The sequence below is a fragment of the Hymenobacter pini genome (genome assembly GCF_020421205.1).
Classification (GTDB): Bacteria; Bacteroidota; Bacteroidia; order Cytophagales; family Hymenobacteraceae; genus Hymenobacter; species Hymenobacter pini.
This window is the reverse complement of the sequence record NZ_JAIZZH010000001.1, coordinates 201,583-223,795: the sequence shown is the minus strand read 5'-3', so window position 1 is coordinate 223,795 and position 22,213 is coordinate 201,583. Positions and strand designations below refer to the sequence as shown.

Annotated in this window: 14 protein-coding genes; 8 read left to right on the top strand and 6 right to left on the bottom strand. The window is 61.2% G+C overall.

All coding sequences use genetic code 11. From position 1 onward, the window contains the following. Window positions 1-105: 105 nt before the first annotated feature. Entirely contained in the window at window positions 106-2,538 is a 2,433-nt protein-coding gene (locus LF252_RS00990; protein WP_226266320.1) for a glycoside hydrolase family 31 protein, read from the bottom strand. Between the two features lie 205 nt (window positions 2,539-2,743). Between LF252_RS00990 and LF252_RS00985 the strand changes: the two genes are divergently transcribed. Both LF252_RS00985 and LF252_RS00980 read left to right on the top strand, forming a co-directional pair. After that, window positions 2,744-3,880 carry a glycosyltransferase gene (locus tag LF252_RS00985; RefSeq protein WP_226266318.1) on the top strand — a complete coding sequence of 379 codons (1,137 nt, stop codon included), beginning with the start codon at window positions 2,744-2,746 and terminating at the stop codon, window positions 3,878-3,880. Continuing rightward, window positions 3,877-4,359, top strand: coding sequence for a YdeI/OmpD-associated family protein (locus LF252_RS00980; RefSeq protein ID WP_226266317.1), 483 nt, complete (start codon window positions 3,877-3,879; stop codon window positions 4,357-4,359). Before LF252_RS00985 ends, LF252_RS00980 begins: the two co-directional genes overlap by 4 nt. 87 nt (window positions 4,360-4,446) lie before the next feature. On the opposite strand, the gene LF252_RS00975 is transcribed toward LF252_RS00980, so the two are convergent. Further along, entirely contained in the window at window positions 4,447-6,510 is a 2,064-nt protein-coding gene (locus LF252_RS00975; protein ID WP_226266316.1) for an alpha amylase C-terminal domain-containing protein, read from the bottom strand. Between the two features lie 141 nt (window positions 6,511-6,651). Here LF252_RS00975 and ggt point away from each other — a divergent pair, with 141 nt between their 5' ends. From ggt to LF252_RS00960, 3 genes are all read left to right on the top strand, one after another. Then, a complete protein-coding gene (gene ggt, locus LF252_RS00970; RefSeq protein ID WP_226266315.1) occupies window positions 6,652-8,376 on the top strand; it encodes a gamma-glutamyltransferase in 1,725 nt (574 codons plus the stop codon). A 590-nt stretch (window positions 8,377-8,966) separates the two neighbouring features. Next, on the top strand, window positions 8,967-9,521 hold the full coding sequence (locus tag LF252_RS00965; protein WP_226266314.1) for a phage tail protein: 555 nt from the start codon (window positions 8,967-8,969) through the stop codon (window positions 9,519-9,521). A 174-nt stretch (window positions 9,522-9,695) separates the two neighbouring features. After that, window positions 9,696-17,033, top strand: coding sequence for a LamG-like jellyroll fold domain-containing protein (locus tag LF252_RS00960; protein WP_226266313.1), 7,338 nt, complete (start codon window positions 9,696-9,698; stop codon window positions 17,031-17,033). Window positions 17,034-17,114: 81 nt separating this feature from the next. Here LF252_RS00960 and LF252_RS00955 read toward each other — a convergent pair whose 3' ends face one another. The 4 genes from LF252_RS00955 to LF252_RS00940 form a co-directional block, all read right to left on the bottom strand. Continuing rightward, window positions 17,115-17,456, bottom strand: a complete 342-nt coding sequence (locus LF252_RS00955; protein WP_226266312.1) for a hypothetical protein — start codon at window positions 17,454-17,456, stop codon at window positions 17,115-17,117. Window positions 17,457-17,564: 108 nt separating this feature from the next. After that, window positions 17,565-18,119: a YceI family protein gene (locus tag LF252_RS00950; RefSeq protein ID WP_226266310.1), complete on the bottom strand. Its 555-nt coding sequence runs from the start codon at window positions 18,117-18,119 to the stop codon at window positions 17,565-17,567. 40 nt (window positions 18,120-18,159) lie between these two features. Further along, the gene (locus LF252_RS00945) at window positions 18,160-18,678 is read right to left on the bottom strand and encodes a hypothetical protein (protein WP_226266309.1); all 519 of its coding nucleotides are present in this window, start codon (window positions 18,676-18,678) and stop codon (window positions 18,160-18,162) included. 163 nt (window positions 18,679-18,841) lie between these two features. Further along, window positions 18,842-19,996, bottom strand: a complete 1,155-nt coding sequence (locus LF252_RS00940; RefSeq protein WP_226266307.1) for a helix-turn-helix domain-containing protein — start codon at window positions 19,994-19,996, stop codon at window positions 18,842-18,844. Between the two features lie 61 nt (window positions 19,997-20,057). Between LF252_RS00940 and LF252_RS00935 the strand changes: the two genes are divergently transcribed. The 3 genes from LF252_RS00935 (at window position 20,058) to LF252_RS00925 (ending at window position 22,201) form a co-directional block, all read left to right on the top strand. Further along, the gene (locus LF252_RS00935) at window positions 20,058-20,519 is read left to right on the top strand and encodes a hypothetical protein (protein WP_226266305.1); all 462 of its coding nucleotides are present in this window, start codon (window positions 20,058-20,060) and stop codon (window positions 20,517-20,519) included. A 118-nt stretch (window positions 20,520-20,637) separates the two neighbouring features. Then, a complete protein-coding gene (locus tag LF252_RS00930; protein WP_226266304.1) occupies window positions 20,638-21,519 on the top strand; it encodes an AraC family transcriptional regulator in 882 nt (293 codons plus the stop codon). A gap of 280 nt (window positions 21,520-21,799) precedes the next feature. Further along, the gene (locus LF252_RS00925) at window positions 21,800-22,201 is read left to right on the top strand and encodes a DUF983 domain-containing protein (RefSeq protein WP_226266302.1); all 402 of its coding nucleotides are present in this window, start codon (window positions 21,800-21,802) and stop codon (window positions 22,199-22,201) included. Window positions 22,202-22,213: the final 12 nt, after the last annotated feature.

Genomic DNA, 22,213 nt, shown 5'->3' with positions numbered 1-22,213 from the left:
TGTCATCCTGAGCAAAGCCAAGGACCCTACAACGCATGAGCAAACCGTTTCTACGGCACTTGTTCTCACGTTATAAGGTCCGCTTTGCTCAGGATGACAGATGATTTACCCAATCACCAGCTCCGTGAAACCGGCGCCGACTACCACGGCGGGCAGGGTGAGGCCGGTTTCGAGGGTGGCTTCGGTGGCGGTGGCGGGCTGGCCATCGGTGCTGAAGGCGGCGGGCTGGAATGGCAGGCCGTGCAGCACTACGCGGTAGGTAGTCCAGGTGGGTTGGTACTGGCCCTCTAGCTCCTGTTGCAGCAGCAGGCCGTTCTCAGAGCCGGTTACGCGGAAGCGGCGGGTGGTGCTGTGGCCTTCCTGATAGCCGTAGCCTTCTCCCCCATCCTCGTACAACTCGCTGGTTTCGGTGCCCTGCTTGAAGTACACGTGCAAGGTTATTTCTTCCACCACTTTCTCGCCCACGTACTGCATCAGCGGGTACATGGGCAGTACGGCCCCGGCCTTGATGAATAGCGGAATGCGGCTCAGGTCGGCGGCGGCCCACACTTCCTGACCGCCGGTTTTAGCCTCGTCGGTGTAGTAGTAGAACCAGTCGCCGCGGGGCAGGTACATCCAGCGGCCATCGGCGCCAGGCGTGGTGATGGGGCACACCAGCAAATGGTCGCCGAGGCTGAACTCGGCCATGCGCAGGTACGTGTCGGTATCGGCCTGGTCGAGGAAGGCCAGGGGGCGCAGCATGGGCGTGCCCTGGGTGGTGTGCTGCCAGAACGTGGTGTACATGTAAGGCAGCAGGCGGTAGCGCAGCTCAATGAAGCCGCGGGCCAGCTCCATGTAGTGCTCCCCAAAGCTCCAAGGCTCCTGGTCGCCATGGTCGCCGCTGCTGTGGGTCCGGAAGAACGGGTGGAAGGCCCCCAACGCCACCCAGCGCACGTACAGCTCGCCGTCGGGCGTGTCGATGAAGCCCCCGATATCGGAACCGATAAACGAGAAGCCCGAAATGCTCAGGCGCTGGCACTGGATGTTGGCCAGCCACAGGTGCTCCCAGGAGGCAATATTGTCGCCGGTCCAGGCCGAGGAGAAGCGCTGCCCACCCGAATAGGTGCTGCGCGTGATGGTGAAGGGCCGATTGGGGTAGCTGAAGCGCTTCACGCCCTCGTTGGTAGCCCGCGCCATCTGCATACCGTAGATGTTGTGGGCCTTGCGGTGGGAGGCGTGGTGGCCGTCGTAGTTGAAGCGCACGTCGTCGGGGAAGGTGCCCTTCTCGAACACGGCGGGTTCGTTCATGTCGTTCCACACGCCCTTCACGCCTACTTCCTCAATCAGGCCCTTGAACAAGCCAGCCCACCACTCGCGCACCTCGGGGCGGGTGTAATCGGGGAAGTTGCAGAGGCCGGGCCACACCGAGCCTTTCATCAGCGGGCCATCGGCGCGGCGGCAGAAATAGTCGTTTTTCAGCCCCTCGCGGAACACCGAGTAGTCGGGGTCAATCTTGATGCCGGGGTCGATAATCACCACGGTTTTGAAGCCATCCTGGGCCAGCTCCTGCACCATGCGCTTGGGGTCGGGGAAGTGCGTGGGGCTCCAGGTAAAGCACCGGTACCCGTCCATGTAGTCGATGTCGAGGTACAGGGCGTCGCAGGGGATTTTCCGGTCGCGGAAGCCCTGGGCAATGGCTTTCACCTGGCTTTCGGGGAAGTAGCTCCACTTGCACTGCTGGTAGCCCAGGGCCCACAGCGGGGGCAGCTCGGGCGGCGAGGTCAGGCGGGTGTATTCCTGGGTCACCTCCATCAGCGAGGGACCGTAGATGAAGTAGTAGTTCATCTCCCCGCCCTGAGCCCAGAACGAGGCCACATCGGCCCGCTCGGCAGCAAAGTCGAAGGAGGCTTTAAACGTGTTGTCGAAGAAAATGCCGTGGGCCACCTTCTGGTGCAGGGCCAGGAAAAACGGAATATTCTTATAGAGCGGGTCGGAGCTCTTCTGGTAGCCGTAGGTATCAGTGCCCCAGTTGGTGAACTGCTTACCGCGCAGGTTCATGTTGTCGGGCTTGTCGCCGAGGCCGTAGTAGTGGGCCCCGCTCTGCACCTGCTTGCTCATCTTCACGATGTCGTTGCCCGAGTCGTAATCGTACTCCCAGTGGAAGCCCTTCTCGTCGTCGGTGAGCACTAGGCCGGAGCGGTTAAGCACCCGGGTACGCAGACTTTCCTTGTCCACCACGCAAATCAGGCGGTCGGTGGTGATGCGGTAATGGTCGGGCTTCTCGCGGAACTCCAGAAACTCCAGCTCCTGGCGGGCGGGCACGCCGTCGGAAAAGGCGTAACTGAAATCGGGCGGAAATACGCCCTCGGTAATGTAGCGGAAGCGCAGCACCTTGTCGGTAATTACCTGCAAGCTGAGCTGCACGCCATTTTCGCAGCGGAAGATGAAGTCAGTGCCTTGCCGCTCGCCCGACAGTACCCGGCCGGGGTACAGTTCCTGGCGGGCACGGGCGGCCAGGTCATTGACCATGTAGTTGAGCTCCTGAATATTGTCGGCCATGCAAATAGGGTGTCGGGAAGAAAAAGTTGTGCGTTCCGGCCAGCGCGCAGGGTGCCAGCACTACCGCAGCCCGTAAAGGTAAAAAGGTGCCGGGTACCACACAGCAGAAAGCCCGCTGATTTCGACCAGAGGCAGTTTTGGCACTACCGGCACCTTTTTTCTCTACCTTGCCGTACTCCAGCTTACTGCTTTGCCTATCCTTTCTATGCCATTTGCCCCGTTGCCTGTGCTGTTGCTGGGCTGGAACAGTACGCCCCGCAGCGGCGAACCGGTTCCGGCCCTGGCCCCTGTTGTTGATTCGCTGGCTGCTGCTACTGCGCTGGAAGTAGTGGTGCCGCACCTCCCCGCCGATCCGCTGCCGCAGGGGCAGCACACGCACATTATTTCCCTGGCCGCCCTCACGCCCGAAGAAATCCGGGCTGCAGTGTCCAACGTTCCGCCGCGGCCAGCGGCCTGGCGGCACCCGGCGGCTCCCTACACCGGCGCAACCCCTCCAGCCGCAAGCCTCACGGATGCCCGTGAAGGTGCGGCTAATGGGGCCGGCGGCTCCTGGCAAGTCCCCGCGGCTCCGTACCAGGGCGCTACGCCGGCGCTGGCTTCGGCTGCGCCTACCTTGGCGCTACCAACGGGCTTTCCGGAGGAACGCCCGGCGCTGGTTGATCAGCAAATCACCACCGAGGCGCTGCAGCCTTCCTCAGCGCTGGCTTCTCCTGCCCTGGCAAACACCGCCGCTCCGCTCACCGAGCCCATACTGCCGAATGTAGCACTGCCCAGCTCGGCTGTCGATTTGCTGCCCGTTGCTATAGCCGAGGTTGAGCTGGCGCCGGAGCTTAGCCCCAATACTACGGCCCTGTTGGCTTCGGCCCACGCTACGTTGCCGGAGGCATTGGCCGTACTGAACCTGGACCTGGCCCCGGATGCCGACCTCAACTTTCAGGTGATTCAGTACGCCCGCTTTGCCACGCGCCAAGCGTTGCAAGACAGCTTTTCGGTAATTTACGCCCCGGATTGGCCGACGTGGCTGGCCGCCATGGAAATCCGCCAGCAAACCGGCCGGCCGCTGGTGCTGCACGTGCACAGTCTGGCCGAGGAGCGCGCCACCCCCGCCGACCGTGGCTGGGCCTTGGAGTTGGAACGCCTGGCCCTACGCCGCGCCGATTTGGTACTGGCCGCCTCCGCCGAGCTGGCCCACCGGCTGCGGGTGCGCTACAACCTCACACCCGAGCGGCTACAGCTGGTGCACGCCTCTGACACCGATGCACTTCAAGGTGTGTTGCAGCAATTTGAAAACCGATTACCTGGCCGCCCGGCCGTAGTACCCTTTTTTCCGCCTACCCCATGAGTTCTGAAGCCCCCCTCCGCCACGAGTTTGATGCCCCCATGGAGATGGACGGTGCCGACAGCGGCGTTTTCTTGGTTGTTCCCTTCAGCGTGCCCGATACCTACGGGGTAAAGGGGCCGCTACCGGTTATTGGCACTATTGATGGGTTTCCCATCCGCACCAACTTGGTGCCGTTCGGCGACGGGCAGCACATGCTCAGCATCCGTAAAGAAGTGCGCAACGCTATCAATAAAACCTGGACCGACACCGTGCACTTGATATTGGAGCGCGACACCGAACCCGGCGGCATTGAGCTGCCTGCTGACTTTGAGCAGGCATTAGAACGGGCCGGCCTCCGCGTGCAGTTTGACGCCTTGCCTTTCACCCAACGTAAGGAATTGGCTATGCGCATTGCCCGTACCAAAAAGGACGAGGCCCGCTCCCAGCGCATTGAAGACGCGCTGGAAATTGCCCGCACCGGCCGCAAAACCAAGCAGTAGTCAAGTTGGCCGTTATGAGTTGCCCGTTGCGAGTTGTCAGAACTGTTCTGATAACTCGCAACGGGCAACTCATAACGGCCAACTTGACTACACCTGCGCCAGCACCAGGGCCGTGCGGCTGGTTACGTAGAGGCTGAGCTTGTTGGTGCCGTCTTCCTGGAAGGTTTCGTAAACGTAGTTGTCGTCTACCCGGCCGAACCCGCCGAATTGCGCATCATCGGAGTTCAGCACAATGCGGTAACGGCCGGCGGTGGGCACCGCAAAGCGGTAGTCCGTCACGCTCCGGTCGACGTGGAAGCTGAACACGAACACCAAGCCGCCCCGCTCAAAAATGAGCACTTGGTTGGTGCTATCCACGTTGAGCTGCCGGGCCGGGCCGGCGCTGAGCACACGGCTGGTGCGGGCCAGTTGCAGCATGGCCTTATCAAATTGCAGCAGGTACTGGAATTTCAGGTCGGGGTTGTCAGCCAAGCTCCATTGGCGGCGGGCGAAATGGTGGCTCCAGTTGTTGCCCTCGCGCGGAAAATCCACCCACTCAGGATGGCCAAACTCGTTGCCGATGAAATTCAGGTAGGCCTCACCGCCCAGGCTCAGCGTAGCCAGTCGGATAAGCTTATGCAGGGCCATACCCCGGGCCGCCACGGGGTCGGGGTCGTCCTTGTGCATATGCTCGTAGATGGCACGATCAAGCAGCCAGTGGGCCAGGGTTTTGTCGCCTACCAGGGCTTGGTCGTGGCTTTCGGCGTAGGCTACGGTTTTCTCGCCTTGGCGGCGGTTGGTAAGCACGTGCCACAGGTCGTAGAGGTTCCAGTCCTCGTCGCGGGTGTGCTTGAGCAGCTTAATCCAGTAATCCGGAATACCCATGCCCAGGCGGTAATCAAAGCCAATGCCGCCCTCCTCGATGGGCCGACACAGGCCGGGCATCCCGCTCATATCCTCGGCAATGAGTACGGCGCTACGCTTGAACTCCCGCACCAGCGTAGTAGCCAGTTGCAGGTATAGAATAGCGTCCTCGTCGGCATCCTCGCTGAAATACTGCTCGTACGAACCAAACGCCACGCCCTCGCCGTGGTGCTGGTAGAGCATGCTGGTGATGCCGTCGAATCGGAAACCATCGAAGTGGAACTCCTCCAGCCAGTAGCGCAGGTTGCTTAGTAAGAACTGCTGCACCTCCGGCTTGCCGTAGTCAAACAGCTTGGAATCCCAGCCAGGGTGGTCACCGCGGCGGCCGGCGTGGAAGTACTGGTGGCCCGAGCCGTCGAAATTGGCCAGGCCCTCGGCCTCGTTTTTCACGGCGTGGGAGTGCACCACGTCCAGCAGCACGGCCAGGCCCCGGCGGTGGGCTTCATTGATGAGATACTTCAGTTCCTCGGGCGTACCAAACCGCGACGATACCCCGAAGAAGTTGGCCACGTGATACCCGAACGAACCATAATACGGGTGCTCCATCACGGCCATCAGCTGCACGCAGTTGTAGCCCTCGGCCTGGATGCGGGGCAAAATCTGGTCGGCAAACTCCAGGTAGGAGCCTACTTTGCCTTCTTCCAGGGCCATGCCCACGTGAGCCTCGTAAATCAGCGGCTCGCGCACGGCGTTGGGCACCCGAAATTTCTGGTCGGCCCACTGAAACTGCTGTTCCGGCTTCCACACTTGCCCGGCAAAATCGTGGGTTTCGGGGTTTTGTACGGCGCGGCGTAGCATGGCCGGCAGCCGGTCGTGGCCGCCCTGGGCCGTTACCACGTGTACTTTATAGAGGGAATGGTGCGTGAGGCGGTCTTTGTATTCCTTATCACCCAGAAACACTTCCCACACCCCGTCTGCGCCCTTGATGAGCGGGGTAGCCTGCCGGTCCCAGCCGTTGAAGTCACCCACCAGATACAGGGCCTCGGCGGCGGGAGCCCACTCCCGGAACCAGTAGCCCCGGCGGCGGCCGTCGTAGTTGAGACCCAGGCGTTGGTGAGCCAAGGCGAACTTGCTTAATGAACCGTATTGCGCTGTTATTTCCTGGAGGCGCTGCGCCAGCCGTTGTTGGCGCTGCTGCAGCACCGGCTCAAACGGGGCCAGCCAGGGGTCGTGCTGCACGAGCGGCAAACGGGCCGTTACATCGGTAGGAGCCGCAGCAGTTGGCGAGTCAAAGGTATCGGGCGTCATAAGCAGGACAGTCAGGTTCAGGCCAAAGCTACGGGGTTTAAGGCATTGGAGTTGACGGATAACGGCCTGCGGCCCTGATCTGTCAATGCTCCATCATCAGGGCATCAATTCAGCAATAATCCTCTTGTACCTTTACCTGCTATGAACCGCTCTGTCTCCTTTCTGCTGGTAGCGGCCCTGGCGGCCTGCACCACCTCCTCCCCTACTACCACTCCCTCTGCCACCACGCTGGCCGCGCCCATTCCGGCCGCTACGCCCGTGGTAACGGCCAAAGCTATGGTTACCTCGGCTCACCCCGAGGCCACACGGATTGGGGTAGAAATTCTGCAGAAAGGCGGCAATGCCTACGATGCCGCCGTAGCTGTGCAGTTTGCCTTGGCCGTGGCCCTGCCGGTGGCCGGCAATATCGGGGGCGGGGGCTTTCTGCTCTACCGCGGCGCCGACGGCCAGGAAGGGGCCCTCGACTTCCGGGAAACTGCACCAGCCGCCGCCTCCCGGGATATGTACCTGGACGCCCAGGGCAACGTGATTCCCAACCTGAGCACCCTGGGCCACCTGGCCGCCGGCGTACCCGGCACCGTGGCCGGCATGTGGGAGCTGCACCGCAAGCTGGGCAAGCTGCCGTGGAAGGACGTGGTGCAGCCCGCTGTAGACCTAGCCGCTAAAGGCCTCAAGCTAACAGAGAAGGAAGCAGCCGGCCTCAACGGCCAACACGATACGTTTGCGAAGCTTAACCCCGGCAGTGCCTACCTGAAAGAGGGCACTTGGGTTGCTGGTGAGGTAATCCGGTACCCGGAACTAGCCCGGACTTTAGAACGGGTTCGGGACCAGGGCAAAGCTGGTTTCTATGAGGGCGAAACCGCCAATCTGCTGGTAGCCGAGATGCAGCGCGGCAAAGGCATCATTACCAAACAGGACCTGCTAAGCTATCAGCCCAAGTGGCGCGCACCGCTGCATGGACAGTACCGGGGCTACAACGTCCTCACGTTTCCGCCGCCCAGCTCCGGCGGGGTAGCCCTGCTGCAGATGCTGCAGATGCTGGAGCCTTACAACCTGGGCAAAGCCGGCTGGCACTCCCCCCAGGCCACGCACTGGATAACGGAGGCTGAGCGCCGGGTGTACGCCGACCGCGCCACTTACCTCGGCGACCCGGATTTTGGTAAGGTTCCTGTGCCGCAGCTGCTCGATGCCAAGTACAACAAGCAGCGCATGGCCACTACCCTGCCCTACCGAGCTACGCCCAGCGCCCAGGTAACGGCTGGCGCGGGCCTACCCGGCTACGAATCAGACCAGACGACGCACTACAACGTGGTGGATGCCCAGGGCAACGCCGTGAGCTGCACCACCACCCTCAACGGAGCCTACGGCAGCAAAGTGGTAGTGGCCGGGGCCGGCTTCCTGCTCAACAACGAAATGGACGATTTCAGCAGCAAGCCCGGCACGCCTAACTCCTACGGGTTGGTGGGCGGCGCGGCTAACGCCATTGCCCCCGGCAAACGCATGCTGTCTTCCATGACGCCGACCATCCTCACCAAAGGCAACAAGCTAGCCTTAGTAACCGGCACGCCCGGTGGCAGTACCATCATCACCAGCGTACTACAGTCTATCCTGAACGTGGTGGATTATGGCATGAATGCCCAGCAGGCCGTGGCCGCCCGCCGCCTGCACCATCAGTGGCTCCCGGATCAAATAGATGTAGAAGCTGGAGCCCTGCTACCCTCCGCCCAGGATACCCTGCGGGCCCGGGGCTACACGCTGAGCCCCCGTGGTGGCTGGGGCCGGGTAGAAGTCATTCGGGTGCTGCCCGATGGCAAATTGGAAGGCGGTGCTGACCCGCGCGGCGACGATGCGGCGGCGGGGTATTAATCTGCGGCTGAAAGTACGAGATGTACTAGGCGACCTATCAGCAAGAGTAGACCGCCCTTTTAGCCTAGTATAGATTTGCAACTATATAGTTAGCCTACTCAAGCACTCACCTATTACTCAATCAATTGTAAGCAAAAGGGTATGTTATTCAATATTAAGTATATATGATTAATATACTATAATTACCTCTTTATTCAGCAGAAAACCGCTTCTGTACGGAGTTATTCAACATTGGTTACAAATGTTTGTAGAATGCTATTAAAAGTGAATTTATTTCAGCAAGTTTGCATGCTTTTCTACTGAACTCAACAGTACCTTCCGCTGCCACTCGCTCTATCGCACTACTATTTGCTCCCTACTACCAGAGCAATTTATCCCCTTAGCTAAGCTGCCGGTAAGTGGCTTGACTTTCCCGACCTGATACTGCTCGTGGGTATATAGCCCCTACGGTCCTACCTCTCACACACCTTTGTTTTGTGATTTCTCTCCCTGCTATACAGCAGCAGGGCTGGTCCTATATGCCCACAGTATCCCCTTGGTACGAAGCCAAGGGCGTGTTCACTCTCTTTCACTTTCACTTACAACCCGCTATGGACGAAGCTTTCATTGGTTCCATTGTACTGTTTGCCGGCAATTTTGCTCCCAAAGGCTGGGCCTTTTGCGACGGCTCCCTGCTGAATATCGCGCAGAATTCGGCGCTGTATTCGATTCTGGGTACCTATTACGGCGGCAACGGCACTACTACGTTTGCGCTGCCTGACCTGCGCAGCCGCGTACCCGTGCACTCCAACAACGGCCAGCCCGGCCCCGGCTTGCAAGGTGTGCAACTGGGCGAGCGTGCCGGTGTGAGCAACGTGACGCTGACGACTTTGCAGATGCCCAATCACACCCACACCTTGGCGGTTAACACTGGCAACGGTACGGCCCCCAGCCCAGCGGGTGGTGTACCTGCCATTGGCAACTTCGAAGATGCGGGTAGTGGTACTACTGTAACGACAAACGGGTACACTCCCACTGCCAACGGCTTAGCCAATCCGCAGGCGATTAGCCCGGCGGGCGGCAACCAGCCTTTCAGCGTAATGCAACCTTATCTGGGTCTGAACTACATCATTTGCCTGTACGGCCTGTATCCCTCGCGTAACTAACGGCACCCGAAGGTTTTGTGCTGTCGGAATACGGGGCACCGCTCGGCGTCGAAAGCCGGGCGGTGCTTTCCAATTTGACGGGAGGACTAATATATAGCTTGACCTATACTAAGCTAGAGAATCGTCCTCTTACTGCTTCGTTCGCCTTTTTGCTTCATTCATAGCCGTTTCCTTATGAAACACCCTTACAGTTCTGTCCAGCGAAGGCCATTGGTTTCGCCGGGTACGCACCTCTTACTGCCCCGGCCGCCAGTTGGTGGCTACCTGGGCCAGTTCCTGGCGTTACTGCTGGTTTTACTGGTCAGCGTGAGCAGTCTGGCCCAAACGAAGGTGTACTATTCCGTCAGCGACGGTAGTTTCAATACTACCAACGACCAGTTGCGTAGCATTCCGCTAGCCGGAGGGAGCGAGACCGTTGTGGCCCCAAACGCCGGTGGCAACAACATCGCGCCCTCGCCCTCACAGGTAGCCTACGACGCTACTAATGATCGGGTGTTCATAGCGAATGCCGTAGGGAACTCGCCCGTTATTTATGTAGTCAGTGCCACCGGGATATCTACTGTATTCAAGACGCTGGCGAACATTCCTGGTGCTACCACTACTATCTTAAATGGCATGGTGGTGGATAACGCGGGGCGCTACCTGTACTACGCCCTTAGCGACAATGCCTTTGGTGGCCGCCTCGACCAACTGCGCCGCATTCCGCTGGGTGGGGGCGACGAAGAAGTCTTCGTTAACAGTGGTACCACTAACTTCCCGGCTACCCCTCAGGCGCTGGCCCTCGACCTGCAAAACAACCGCTTGCTAGTAGCAAACGGTGTATCCGTTGGCGTTAATAGCGGAGAGACCAACAACCTGTATATATCGGCGGTTAACTTAACTACCAGAGCCGTAACGAAGCCCTTTGAGTTTTCAGCAACCACTAGCGGCGGTTCCGTAACTACCCAAGGAGGTATTGCCGTTAACACGCGCGACAATACGCTCTACTACGTTCTCCGCGACAATGGCATTACCACCTTCAACGACCAACTGCGGCGCATCCCGCTAGGCGGCGGCATTGAGGAAACTGTAGTCGATGTAAACAGCAATGGCCGGGGCTTCCCCACGTCGCCGGGCCCGCTCTCTTACGATGCGGCCAACAACCGGGTGATACTAGGTGACATCAGCATCAACAACCGGGATATCGTCGCCGTAACTCCGGCTGGCGTCATTACCTCGTTACTCAACGACGGTGCCCAGATTGGTACCTCAAATACGAGTATTCTTGGCCTTGCCGTGGGGGCTGGCTCTGCCGCCGCGCCGACCGTCACGACGGCCGACGCGGCCAGCATCACAGCCTCCAGCGCCGTGCTGGGCGGCACCATCACCGCCGAAAACGGCTCCATTACGGGCCGTGGCGTGGTGTACAGCACCACCGACAACACCCCCGCCATCGGGGAAGCCGGCGTCACGCAGGATGCCAACGCGGCTACCACGACCACATTCTCGGAAACCATTTCGGGCTTGGCGCCGAATACTACCTACTACGTGCGCGCCTACGCCATCAACGCCACGGGTACGGGCTACGGTAGCACGTTCACCTTCGTCACCCTTGCTAACGCCCCCACCGTCACGACGGCCACGCCGAGCAGTGTTACGACTAACAGCGCCGTGCTCGGCGGCAATGTCTCCGCCGACGGCGGTGCGACGGTCACCGGCCGCGGCGTAGTCTATAGCATTACCAGCACCAACGGCACGCCCGCCATCGGCGGCACCGGCGTCACGACGGCTGCCAACGGCTCGGGTACGGGTACGTTCTCGGCTACTATCTCGCCCCTTAGCCCCGGCACCAGCTACTCGGTGCGCGCCTACGCCACCAACTCGGCCGGCACCAGCTACGGCGCCGTGCAAACCTTCACGACTGCGGCCAACGCTCCCACGGTTACGACGGCCACGCCGAGCAGCATCACGACCAACAGCGCCGTACTCGGCGGCAACGTGACGGCTGACGGCGGCGCGACGGTCACCAGCCGCGGCGTAGTCTATAGCGTAACCAGCACCAATAGCACGCCCGCCATCGGTGGCAGCGGCGTCTCGACGGGCGCCACTGGCTCAGGGTCGGGTGGGTTCTTGGCCACGACTTCGGGCCTGACGCCCAACACCAATTACTCGGTGCGGGCTTATGCCACCAACTCGGCCGGCACCAGCTACGGCGCCGTGCAGACCTTTACTACGGCCGCCCTCCCCACCGTGGTATCGGTAACGCGCCTAGATCTTTCGCCCACGGCCACGACCCAGGTAAGCTACCGGGTAGTTTTCTCCTCTAGCGTGACGGGAGTAAACCAGAGCAACTTTACGCTAACGAACAACGGCCTGACGGGCACCAGCATCACCGGCGTAACAGGCTCGGGCACTACGTATACCGTGACGGCCAACACTGGTAGCGGTGACGGCACTCTGCGGCTGGACGTGAACAACACGGCCGGCAACATCACGCCTGCCCCATCAAACGTACCGTACACGGCGGGGCAGGAGTACACCATCACCAAGAGCTTCGCCGCTGCCCCCACCCTGCGCATTCAGGCGGCGGGCAGCGCCAGCAATAACGGCGACGTGACGGCCTTCGTGGACGTGGTGCAGGTGCTCAATGCCAGCAACGGCAGCGCCGTGACCACCGGCCTGCAAAACGGCAGCTTTGAGGACAACAACGTACCCACTACCGCTGGTAGTTATTTGTATGCAAACCAAGGCTTGACCGCCCCGCCGTGGGCCTTCACTGCCCGGTCCGGGGTGTCGCGCAATGGCGGCGGCATCAGTACCTTTAACTCGACGGCGTACGACGGCACCTCGGTGGCTCTGATCCAGAGCGCCGGCGACAACAACGCCAGCATCTCGCAGAACCTGGCCGTGCCCACGGGCAGCTACCAGATCAGCTTCCGCGCCATCCAGCGTAACTACTCCTCGCTCGATCAGCGGCTGAACGTGTTCGTCAACGACGTGTTCCTGGGCACCTTTCAGCCCAACAACGTCCCGTCCTACGGCCTGTTCACCTCGCCTACGTTCAGCGTGACGGCCCCGGCCCTGACGGCCACCATCACTTCGGCGGCCGGCAACAACGGCGGCTCGACATCCATCTCGCCAATTCCGTTCACGGTCACCTTCTCACAGAACGTAACCGGTTTCGAAGCCTCCGACGTGACGGTGGGCAACGGTACGCTCTCCGGCTTCGCGGCCGTGGATGGCAAGACCTACACCTTCAACGTGACGCCGACAGTCAATGGTAACGTGACGGTGAACGTACCGGCTGACGTTGCCGCCGACGCCAACAACACCGCCAACTCGGCCGCTCCGCAGTTCACCATCCAATACGCCCAGACCGTGACGGCGGCCCCAGTGGTGACGGCCCCAGCCAACGGCAGCCTGACCAATAACCCGCGGCCTACTTACTCAGGTACGGCTGCGGCCGGTAGCACTGTTACGATCTACGCCGGCCCAGCTTCCGGCTCGGCCACGGCCATCGGCACGGTTACGGCCACGGGCGGCACGTTCAGCCTGCCCCAGCCCACAGCTCTGGCTGGTGGCACCTACCAGGTGTACGCCACGGCGCAGCTTAACGGCCAGGCTGTGAGTGCCAACTCCAACACGAACACGTTTACGGTAGACACCCAGGCGCCATCGGTGGCCAGCATCGTCCGGCTGAACCCAAGCACTGCCACCACCAATGCCACCTCGCTGACCTTCCGCGTGACGTTTAGCGAAGCTGTAACGGGAGTGACCACAGGCAGCTTCACCTTCACGACGACCGGTGGCAGCACCACCGGCAGCATTGCCAGCGGGGCCGCGGTGAGCGGCAGCAACAACACGCAGTACGACGTGACGGTGAACAGCGTGAGCGGCAACGGCACGGTGCGCCTCGACGTGAAGAGCAGCGGCTCGGGCATCACCGACGGGGCTGGTAACGCCCTGAACGGCGGCTACACCAGCGGCCAATCCTACACCGTTATCCAGAGCGTAACCGTAACCTCGGTCACGCGCCTGACGCCTTCGCCCACGGCCACGAGCCAAGTAACTTACCAGGTGGTATTTTCGGGCAGCGTGACGGGCTTGACGACCAACAACTTCACGCCCACCATCACGGGCGGGAGCGTCAGCGGCGCGTCGGTGAGCAGCGTGAGCGGTTCGGGTACGACCTACACCGTGGTGGTGAATACGGGTACTGGCAGCGGCACCCTGCGCCTGGATGTGACCAGCAGCACGGGTACCACGCCCACGATATCGAACGTTCCCTACACCACCGGCGAGCAGTATACCATCACCAAGAGCTTCGCGGCCGCGCCCACGCTGCGCATCCAGGCCGGCGGCAGCCCCACGGGCAACCCCGACGTGACGGCCTTCGTGGACGTGGTGCAGGTGCTCAATGCCAGCAACGGCAGCGCCGTAACCAACGGCCTGCAAAACGGCAGCTTCGAGACCAACAACGTCGACCCGAGCAGCTTCAAGAAGACGCCTGACGTGCTGGCCACGCCCTGGGCCTTCACCGGCTTTGCGGGCATTTCGCGCAACGGCAGCCAGTTTAGCTCGTCGGCATACGACGGCACCTCGGTGGCCCTGATTCAGAGCGCCGGCGACGACAACGCCAGCATCTCGCAGAACCTGGCCGTGCCCACGGGCAGCTACCAGATCAGCTTCCAGGCCATCCAGCGTAACTATACCGGAAAGAACCAGCGCCTGAACGTGTTTGTCAACGACGTGTTCGTGGGCAGCATTCAGCCCAATAACGGCAATCCTCCTACGTACGATACCTTCACCTCGGCCGCGTTCAGCGTGACGGCCCCGGCCCTGACGGCCACGGTAAGCACAAGCTCGACCAGCCCGACTAGCACCAGCCCGATTCCCTTCTCGGTGAGCTTCTCGCAGAGCGTGGGCACGAGCTTTACGGCCTCGGACGTGACGGTAGCGGGCGGTACGCTGACCAGCGGCAGCTTCAGCGGCAGCGGCGCGGGTCCCTATACCTTCACCGTGACGCCCAGCGGCGCGGGTAATGTATCGGTAAGCCTAGCCGCAGACGTGGCCCAGGATGCCAACAACACCGGCAATATGGCTAGCAACACGGTCAGCGTGCAGTTTCAGATACGAACGGCAGCTCCGGTGGTAACAACGCCAGCTAACAACAGCAGCGTTTCCACCAACCAGCCAACCTATACCGGCACGGCCCCCGCCAGCAGCACCATCACGGTGTACGTGGACAACACCAACATCGGCACGACCACAGCCAATGCCAGCGGCAACTGGACGCTAACCCAACCGACCGCCTTGGCGTCGGGTTCGCACACCGTATACGCCACGGCCCAGGCCAGCGGTGAGGCGGTAAGCAGCCCAAGCACCACCAACAACTTCACGGTGCTGAACTCCGCCACGTATACTAGCAGCACAACTGAGCAGCTGAACACTGGCCTAGCGCAGGTAGGCAGCACGAACCAGGAAATTCTGCGCGTGAGCGTGGTTATTGGCGGCGGTACTTCGGCTCCGCTCAGCGCCACGTCACTTACCTTCACCACCACTGGTAGCACCCGGCCGGCCGACATTGCGGCGGCCCGCGTGTATTACACGGGCACGAACGGCACTCTGACGACCACCACCCTGTTTGGAAGCGCGGTGGCCAGCCCCAATGGTACCTTCACCGTAACGGGCAACCAGCTGCTTACAACCGGCACTAACTACTTCTTCCTGGTGTACGATGTAGCTGCCACTGCCACGCCAGGCGGTGTGCTGGATGCCACGCTGACGAGCCTGACCGTTGGGGGCACCGTACGCACGCCCACGGTAACGGACCCGACCGGTAACCGCCGGATTGTGCAGACCAGCCGCGTAGCGGGTATGGCCCTGCGTTTTGTGGGCGGCGGTACGCCTGGCTACGTAGATTTCAGCGCTAGCACTACTGCCGCTCCCGTACTGGGCCCATCGTACACGCAGGTGGCCTGGATCAAGCCCGCCATTGGCACGAGCAGTGACACTTACTATATACTGGGCAATGGTACTGGTAATACGGCCGCTCCTTACATTGCCATCACCGGCAACGGCCGCGTAGAGGCTGGTTTCGGTACTGGCTCCACGCTGCGCAGCATCCGCACCGGCCCGCAGACTGTTACGGCCAATGAGTGGAGCCAGATAGCCGCTACCTTCAACGGCAGTGCGCTTACGGTATATCTGAATGGAGACGTTATTGCTTTAGTCAACGGCACGGGTTCCCCTGTTGCTACTCCCGTTAATTACGTGGGCAATGCCGGCACGACCGGTACCAGCTTCTACCCCGGCAACATGGACGAAGTGAGCCAGTGGAACCGGGCCCTGAGCCAGACGGAAATACGCCAGCTGCGCCACCTGACATTGAGTGGCGGGGAAAACGGCCTGGTATCGTATCTGCAGTTCAACGAGAACGGTGCTACGACCACGCTAGATGGCGTTTCGGGCGCGGTGGGTACGCTGACTGGAGCCAGCCGGGTAACCAGCACCGCTCCAGTGGGCGCGGGGACCAGCAACCTACAATCGGTTTCTGCTACTGGAAACTACACCTTCACCGGTACCAACGTGGCTATCAACTTCACCTCGGCCGGCAGTACGCCCTACGATGTAGTTGTGACCCGCTTGGAAGGTACGCCGCTGGGCACGCCGGTTACCGACCCCAACCTGCGTAGCACCCACACCCGGGCCTACTGGATTGTGGACCGGTACAGCACCAGCACCTTCTCGGCCAGCATTACCTACACGCTGGATCAGGGACTGATCAGCGCTGGTGATGCGGCTGCTCCTGCTAACCTGAAGCTTTATAAGCGTGGCAGCAACAGCGACGGGGCGTTTGATGCGCCTATTTCGGCCACGGCAGCTAATGCGGTTGCCAGTACGGTGACGTTCCCCGTCAACTCGTTCAGCCAGACGTTCATCGGCACCTATGGCAGCTCGCCGCTGCCAGTGGAGCTGGTGCGCTTCACGGCCGAGCGAAAAGGCAATGATGCACTCTTGCTATGGGCTACGGCTCAGGAGCGTAACAACGCCTACTTCGAAGTGGAAAGCAGCGTAGACGGGCGTACGTTCCGGGCCGTGGGCCGGGTAACGGGCCAGGGCAGCAGCAACCAGGGCCGAGCCTATAGCCTGACGGACCAGAACCTGGGCCGCTATGGCCGTGCGCTGATCTACTACCGCCTGCGGCAGGTAGATACCGATGGCACAACGGCCTACTCCGGCGTGCAGACGGTGCAGATACCCCGAGTGGCTACGGACCTGACGGTATCGGTATTCCCGAACCCCACCGCCGGCCAGCTGACTATCCGCCTGAGCGACGCCTATACGGGCAAAGCACAGGGCGGACTGTTTGACGCCCAGGGCCGCCTGGTGCAGGAGTTGAGCCACCAGTTGGCAACGGCTACCAGCCTGGATATTCCAGTGTCGGTGCAGCATCTGCCTACGGGCGTGTATACGTTGCGCCTGATCCTGAACGGCCAAGTATTGCATCAGCAGGTAGTGGTGCAGCACTAACCTGTTCCACACAGTAAAAAAGCCCCGGCGCGTTATGCGCCGGGGCTTTTTTTATACTTGTACTGCTGTAGGATAGTACCACTAACTTACTTTCAGGTTGCCGGCGGCGGTGATGAGCGTTTGGCCCAAGTGGCGCAGCTGGTCGCCGGTGGCGTCGTGCAGATTGCGGGCAATAAGGGAGGTTTCCTGGCCGAGGTGCTGAAGGGAGTTGGCAATGGCAGCCCGGTCGTCGCGCTCCACGTAGCTGCGCAGGTTCCGTAGCTCCGCTTGTAGCCCCGTCAGGGCCGAGCCCCCGAGGCCATCCAGGGCCGAAATCCAGCCGTCGATATAGCCGATGCCGTTTTCTATGGGGTGGTTGTGGTGGTTTTCCAGCGCATCGTAAATGTTCTGGATGGTTTCTTCAATGCGGGCATTATGGTTCATAGCGTGTGGGGTTGAGCGTCAGACACGAGGGTTTCTGTAATCTGTACGCCACCGGGCGCATTGGTGTTGCCGGGCACTAGGCTTCTCTTACCACCCCGGTTCATCAGCTCAGTTCCTCCGAGCCACCACCGCAAAGTTCAGCGTAAACTCGTTGCGGATGGCGTAGGAGCCTAGGTTCTGAAAAAAGCTACTAGAATTGTAGTTGATGCCGAACTGAGTACGGTCGAGGGTAGCTTTACCGGTTACGCGGAGCTGCGCATTGGGGAGTTCGGTAAGGGTGAGCGGGAACTGCACCGGCCGGGTAACGCCGCGCAGGGTGAGCTGGCCGACGGCGGTACCGTTCTGTACCTTATCCAGTATAAACACGGCGGTAGGGTACTTGGCCACATCGAAGAAATCGGGGCCGCGCAGGTGTTCCGCCAGCTGGGCCTGCTCCTGTGCGATGGTGCGCAGGTCGAACTCAAATCGGCCCGCCCGGAGGTTGCGGCCGTCGTAGGCGAAGGTGCCGCGACTCAGCTGCACAGTGCCGGTGGGGGCATAGCTGCCTACCTCGGCGTAGCCCGTCCAGGTTACGCGGCTGGCGGCGGGGTCAATTCGGTACGTATCGGCGGCGGGCCGGGCAGCCAATAGCGTGCAGAGCAGCAGAATGAGCAGTGCTTTCATGATGAGGTTGGAAAGTGGAGGATTGGCGGAAATGCGCGGCTTAGCGCAGGGTAGCTTCGGTTTCGATGAGGCCCATGCCCTTGTAGAGCTTGCCGGCCGCGTCGCGGGCCAGAATGTACCAGAGGGCGTCGCCGCCGTAGAGGTGCTGGACACTGTCGGCGAAGCGGTAGTTCTTAACGAACGTGTAGGCGCGGCCGGGCTGCAGCCGGGCACCAGGGCACTGAAACAGCTCGGCAAACTCGGCCGGCGTTTCTACCATGTTCTGTTGCCAGCCCCGCTCATCGTACCAGATAAAACTACCGCACTCCACTACCGTCAGGGGCCCTACCTCGGAGCGCACCGTGGTGCTGTGCTTCCACACATAAGCCCCCGGCTGCTCGGGGTTGGGCTCCGGATACACGGGGTTGGGCGTGTGCCAGAGGGTAAGGCCCACGGGTACCTCCCGAAGCTTATCGGGCAGGGCGCGACGGTGGTTACTCCACGCGGCGGGGACCGTTTGGGCGAGTAGCGGAGCAGCGGCAGTGGCCGCCAGCAGCAGAAATAGCAGCAGAGTTTTCATGGGGCGTGGGGAAGAATGAACAGCCCAAAGGTGCCCCGCTACTGGCCCGTAAGCGCCCCGAATCCGGCTTCGGCACGTCCCACATCATGTTATGGGACTACTTTGGAGGGTAAGAGGATGTGAGGGTAGAAGAGCATGGGTTGTATTCCAGCCTCACACCCTCTTACCCTCCTACCCTATCTTCGCCCCATTCACTGGGGGCTACACCGGTAAACTGTTTGAAGATGCGGTTGAAGGTAGTTTTGGAATTGAAGCCGCTTTCCAGGGCAATACCCAGCAGGGTAAAGCGCTGCGCATCGGGAGCGGCCAAGCGGCGCTTCACCTCCTCTACCCGGTAGCCGTTTACCACTTCGTTGAAGCTCTGTCCGAACCCTTGGTTGACGGTGGCCGAAATCAGCCGGGGAGCCAGGCCCGTATGGGCGGCCAGCTCGGCCAGGGTGAGGGTGGGGTTCAGGTATACCTTCTCCATCTCCAGCGCCTGCCGGATGCGGGCCAGCGCGGCGGCATCAACCACTGATGCCGCTGTGGCTGCCGGAGCTTCCGCCGCCGATGGAGCGGCCCCAACGGGCTGCGGCAGCACGGCCGCCTCTGGCTCAAAACGGACCGCCTGCATATCGGCCTGACGCAGGCCTACCACGCCAATCAGAAACAGCACCACGCCCAGTAGCTCCGTGGAGTAGTCGTACTCGTAATACAAGCCGAAGAACTCGCGGAGCACCACTTCCAGCAGCCACTGCGCACTCACCACGCCCACCGCCACCAGCAGCACCCGCAGCCACTGCAGCCGCAGCTGCGACACCTCCGAGAAATTATCCGTCAGCCACCGCCCGTACTCGCGCAGCAGCCGCAGACTCAACAACAGGTACACCGTAAGGGAAAGCCAGGTGCCAATGAACTCCAGGCGGTAGGTGAAGGGCCGGTGCACGTGCTCCCAAAACCACAGCCGCGTGCTGTAGGGCGCCAGCCGCAGCCACCAGTACAGGCCCGCCTGCAGCGCTACTGGGGCAAAGTGCCACCAGTGCCGCTTCTCAAACCGAAAACTGTGGTTGATGAGGCTGCGCACGTAGAAATACAGCAGCGGCCCAAATGCAAAAGAGTAGTAGATAGGCGCGAAATACCAGTTGGCGCTCTGCCCGTAGATGTTGGCCACCCGGAAGAAGCCATCCAGCAGCCACAGGGCAATACTCAGCATCAGCAGGGCCAGAAACCGGTTGGGTAGCCGGTTGGCCGGGGCCATCCACAGCAGTCCGGCCGCCAGCAGGGCCTGCGCCACTACAGCCCACAGCATGACAACCAGCGGCGTAAAGGGTATTTGCATGAGCGGGCGAGTATCTTTGACGGGCTCCGGAAAATTAGCCGTTTTCTTTTCGCTCACCTGCATGAAAGCCAAAGTTGTGGAATGGCTGCGCCGCTACCTGCCGGCCGAAATGCTGTCGGTGGTAGCTACGCTGGCAGGCGCGGCGCTGGCCTGGCACCTCGCTCCGGGGCAGGAGGTACAGGCGGCACTGGCGGGCACCTGGGCCGGCAACGTGGCCTATTTTGGGTGGCTGCTGGCGCAGGATGTGCGCCATACCCGTCGCCTGCTACACGGCAGCGGCCAGCGGTACACCCGCCGTACCTTGGGGCAAAATGTGCGGGCCCTGGTGGTAGAGTTTGGCCCCGCCGAGCTGCTGGACAGCCTGCTGATTCGGCCAGCGCTGATGGTATGGCTGCCGCGCCTGCTGGGCAGCCGCAGCGGCGGTATTCTGGTCGCCAAGCTGCTGGCTGATGTTACATTCTACGTTCCGGCCATTATCAGCTACGAGTTAAGCAAAAAGCGGCTGCGGCGGTTTGAGGAGTAGCGTCTGAGGGATAGGACTTCTGCACAATAGCGCGGACAGGTTAGCTTTACCAACGGCCGCGGGCACTGCCTTCCCAGCTGCACTTCCTCCTACCCCTCACCTTCCTACCGCAGCTCACATGGCCCTACCCGTTCTCACGCTTGAATCGTTTCCTCAGGGGCGGGCGCGGCGGCCGTGGTACCTGGAGCGGCTGGCTCAGCACGTGGCCAACTTCCCCGGCGTGAGCCAGCCCCACGCCCACGATTTTTACCTGCTGCTGTACGTCACGGAGGGCCACGGCACCCATACCATCGACCTGATCAGCTATGAGCTGAAGCCTGGCAGTCTGTTTTTTATGACACCCGGCCAGGTGCACCAATGGCAGCTTTCTGAGAATGCGCAGGGCTACGTGGTGTTGTTCGAGGCCGACTTCTACCTGTTCCGCTACCCCGGCAGCCGCCTGTTTGAGTATCCGTTTTTTCAGCACGCCCACGCCCCGGTGCTCTACCTCCCATCCCCGGATCTAGCGCTAGGCCCTATCATGGAACGGATGTGGCGGGAGCACCTGAGCCCGGCCCCGCAGCAGGACGAGGTATTTCGGGCGTACTTGCTGCTGTGCCTGGAGCTGGCCGCCCGCCAGTATCCGGCCGATGAGCCCCGGCCCGCCGGGGAGCCTCGCCACGCCCAGCAGCTTTTGCGCGAGTTTGGCAGCCTGCTTAACCAGCACTTCCGGCAGCAGCGGGAGGTGCAGCAGTACGCCGACTGGCTGCACGTTTCGCCTAATCACCTTAACGCCCTCTGCAAGCGCCACCTGGCCAAAACGGCCAGCACCCTCATCCAGGAGCGCGTGCTGATTGAAGCCCGCCGCCTGCTGCGCCACACCGATGCCACCGTGGCCCAAATAGCCGACCAGCTGGGTTTCGAGGATGCGTCCTACTTCGGCCGCTACTTCCGCAAGCACACCGGCCAAACCCCCGAAACATTCCGGCTGGCCAGCAGTGCGGTAACAGGTAATAGGTAGCAGTTGGTACGTCATTCCGAGCGAAGCCGAGGAATCTCGCGTGCTGACGTTGAAGTGTAATCCCAACGAAACGGCAGACATGATTCGACAAGCTCAGCATGACGTTCTCATTTATGTATTTCTAGTTTGCCGGTCCGGCTCCCGAAGGCTTTTTTCGCCTATTCATGTCTTTGCCTCTGGGCTGCGTTGATTTGTACCGGACAAACCCGGAAACGCCCCTTACATCCGCGTGAGGGGTGTTTTATTTTGGTCATGTACTTCGCAATACGCGTTTTCAACCATGGCAACTATCGATTCCACCATCCTGGCCGTAGCGCAGCAACGCTGCCCCCGCTGCCACGAAGGCCATTTGTTCAGTCACTCAGTATTCAATCCGGTGCGCTTCGCCGAAATGCCGGAGCACTGTCCTATATGCGGTCAGGCCTACGAGCCGGAGCCGGGTTTTTACTGGGGGGCCATGTTTATCAGCTATGCTTTTTCCACGGCTATTATGCTGGTAACCGGCTTTCTGGTTTATCACCTGCTCCAGGACCCGGCCGTGTGGGTGTACGTGACCAGTGTGGCCGCAGTAGCGGTGCTGCTCACCCCGCTTAGCCTGCGCTACTCCCGCACCCTGATGCTGTACCTGTTTGGCGGTGTGCGGCATCAGCCGCGCCGTTACCATCCGGCCGGTAACCAATAGCCGGGGAAGTAT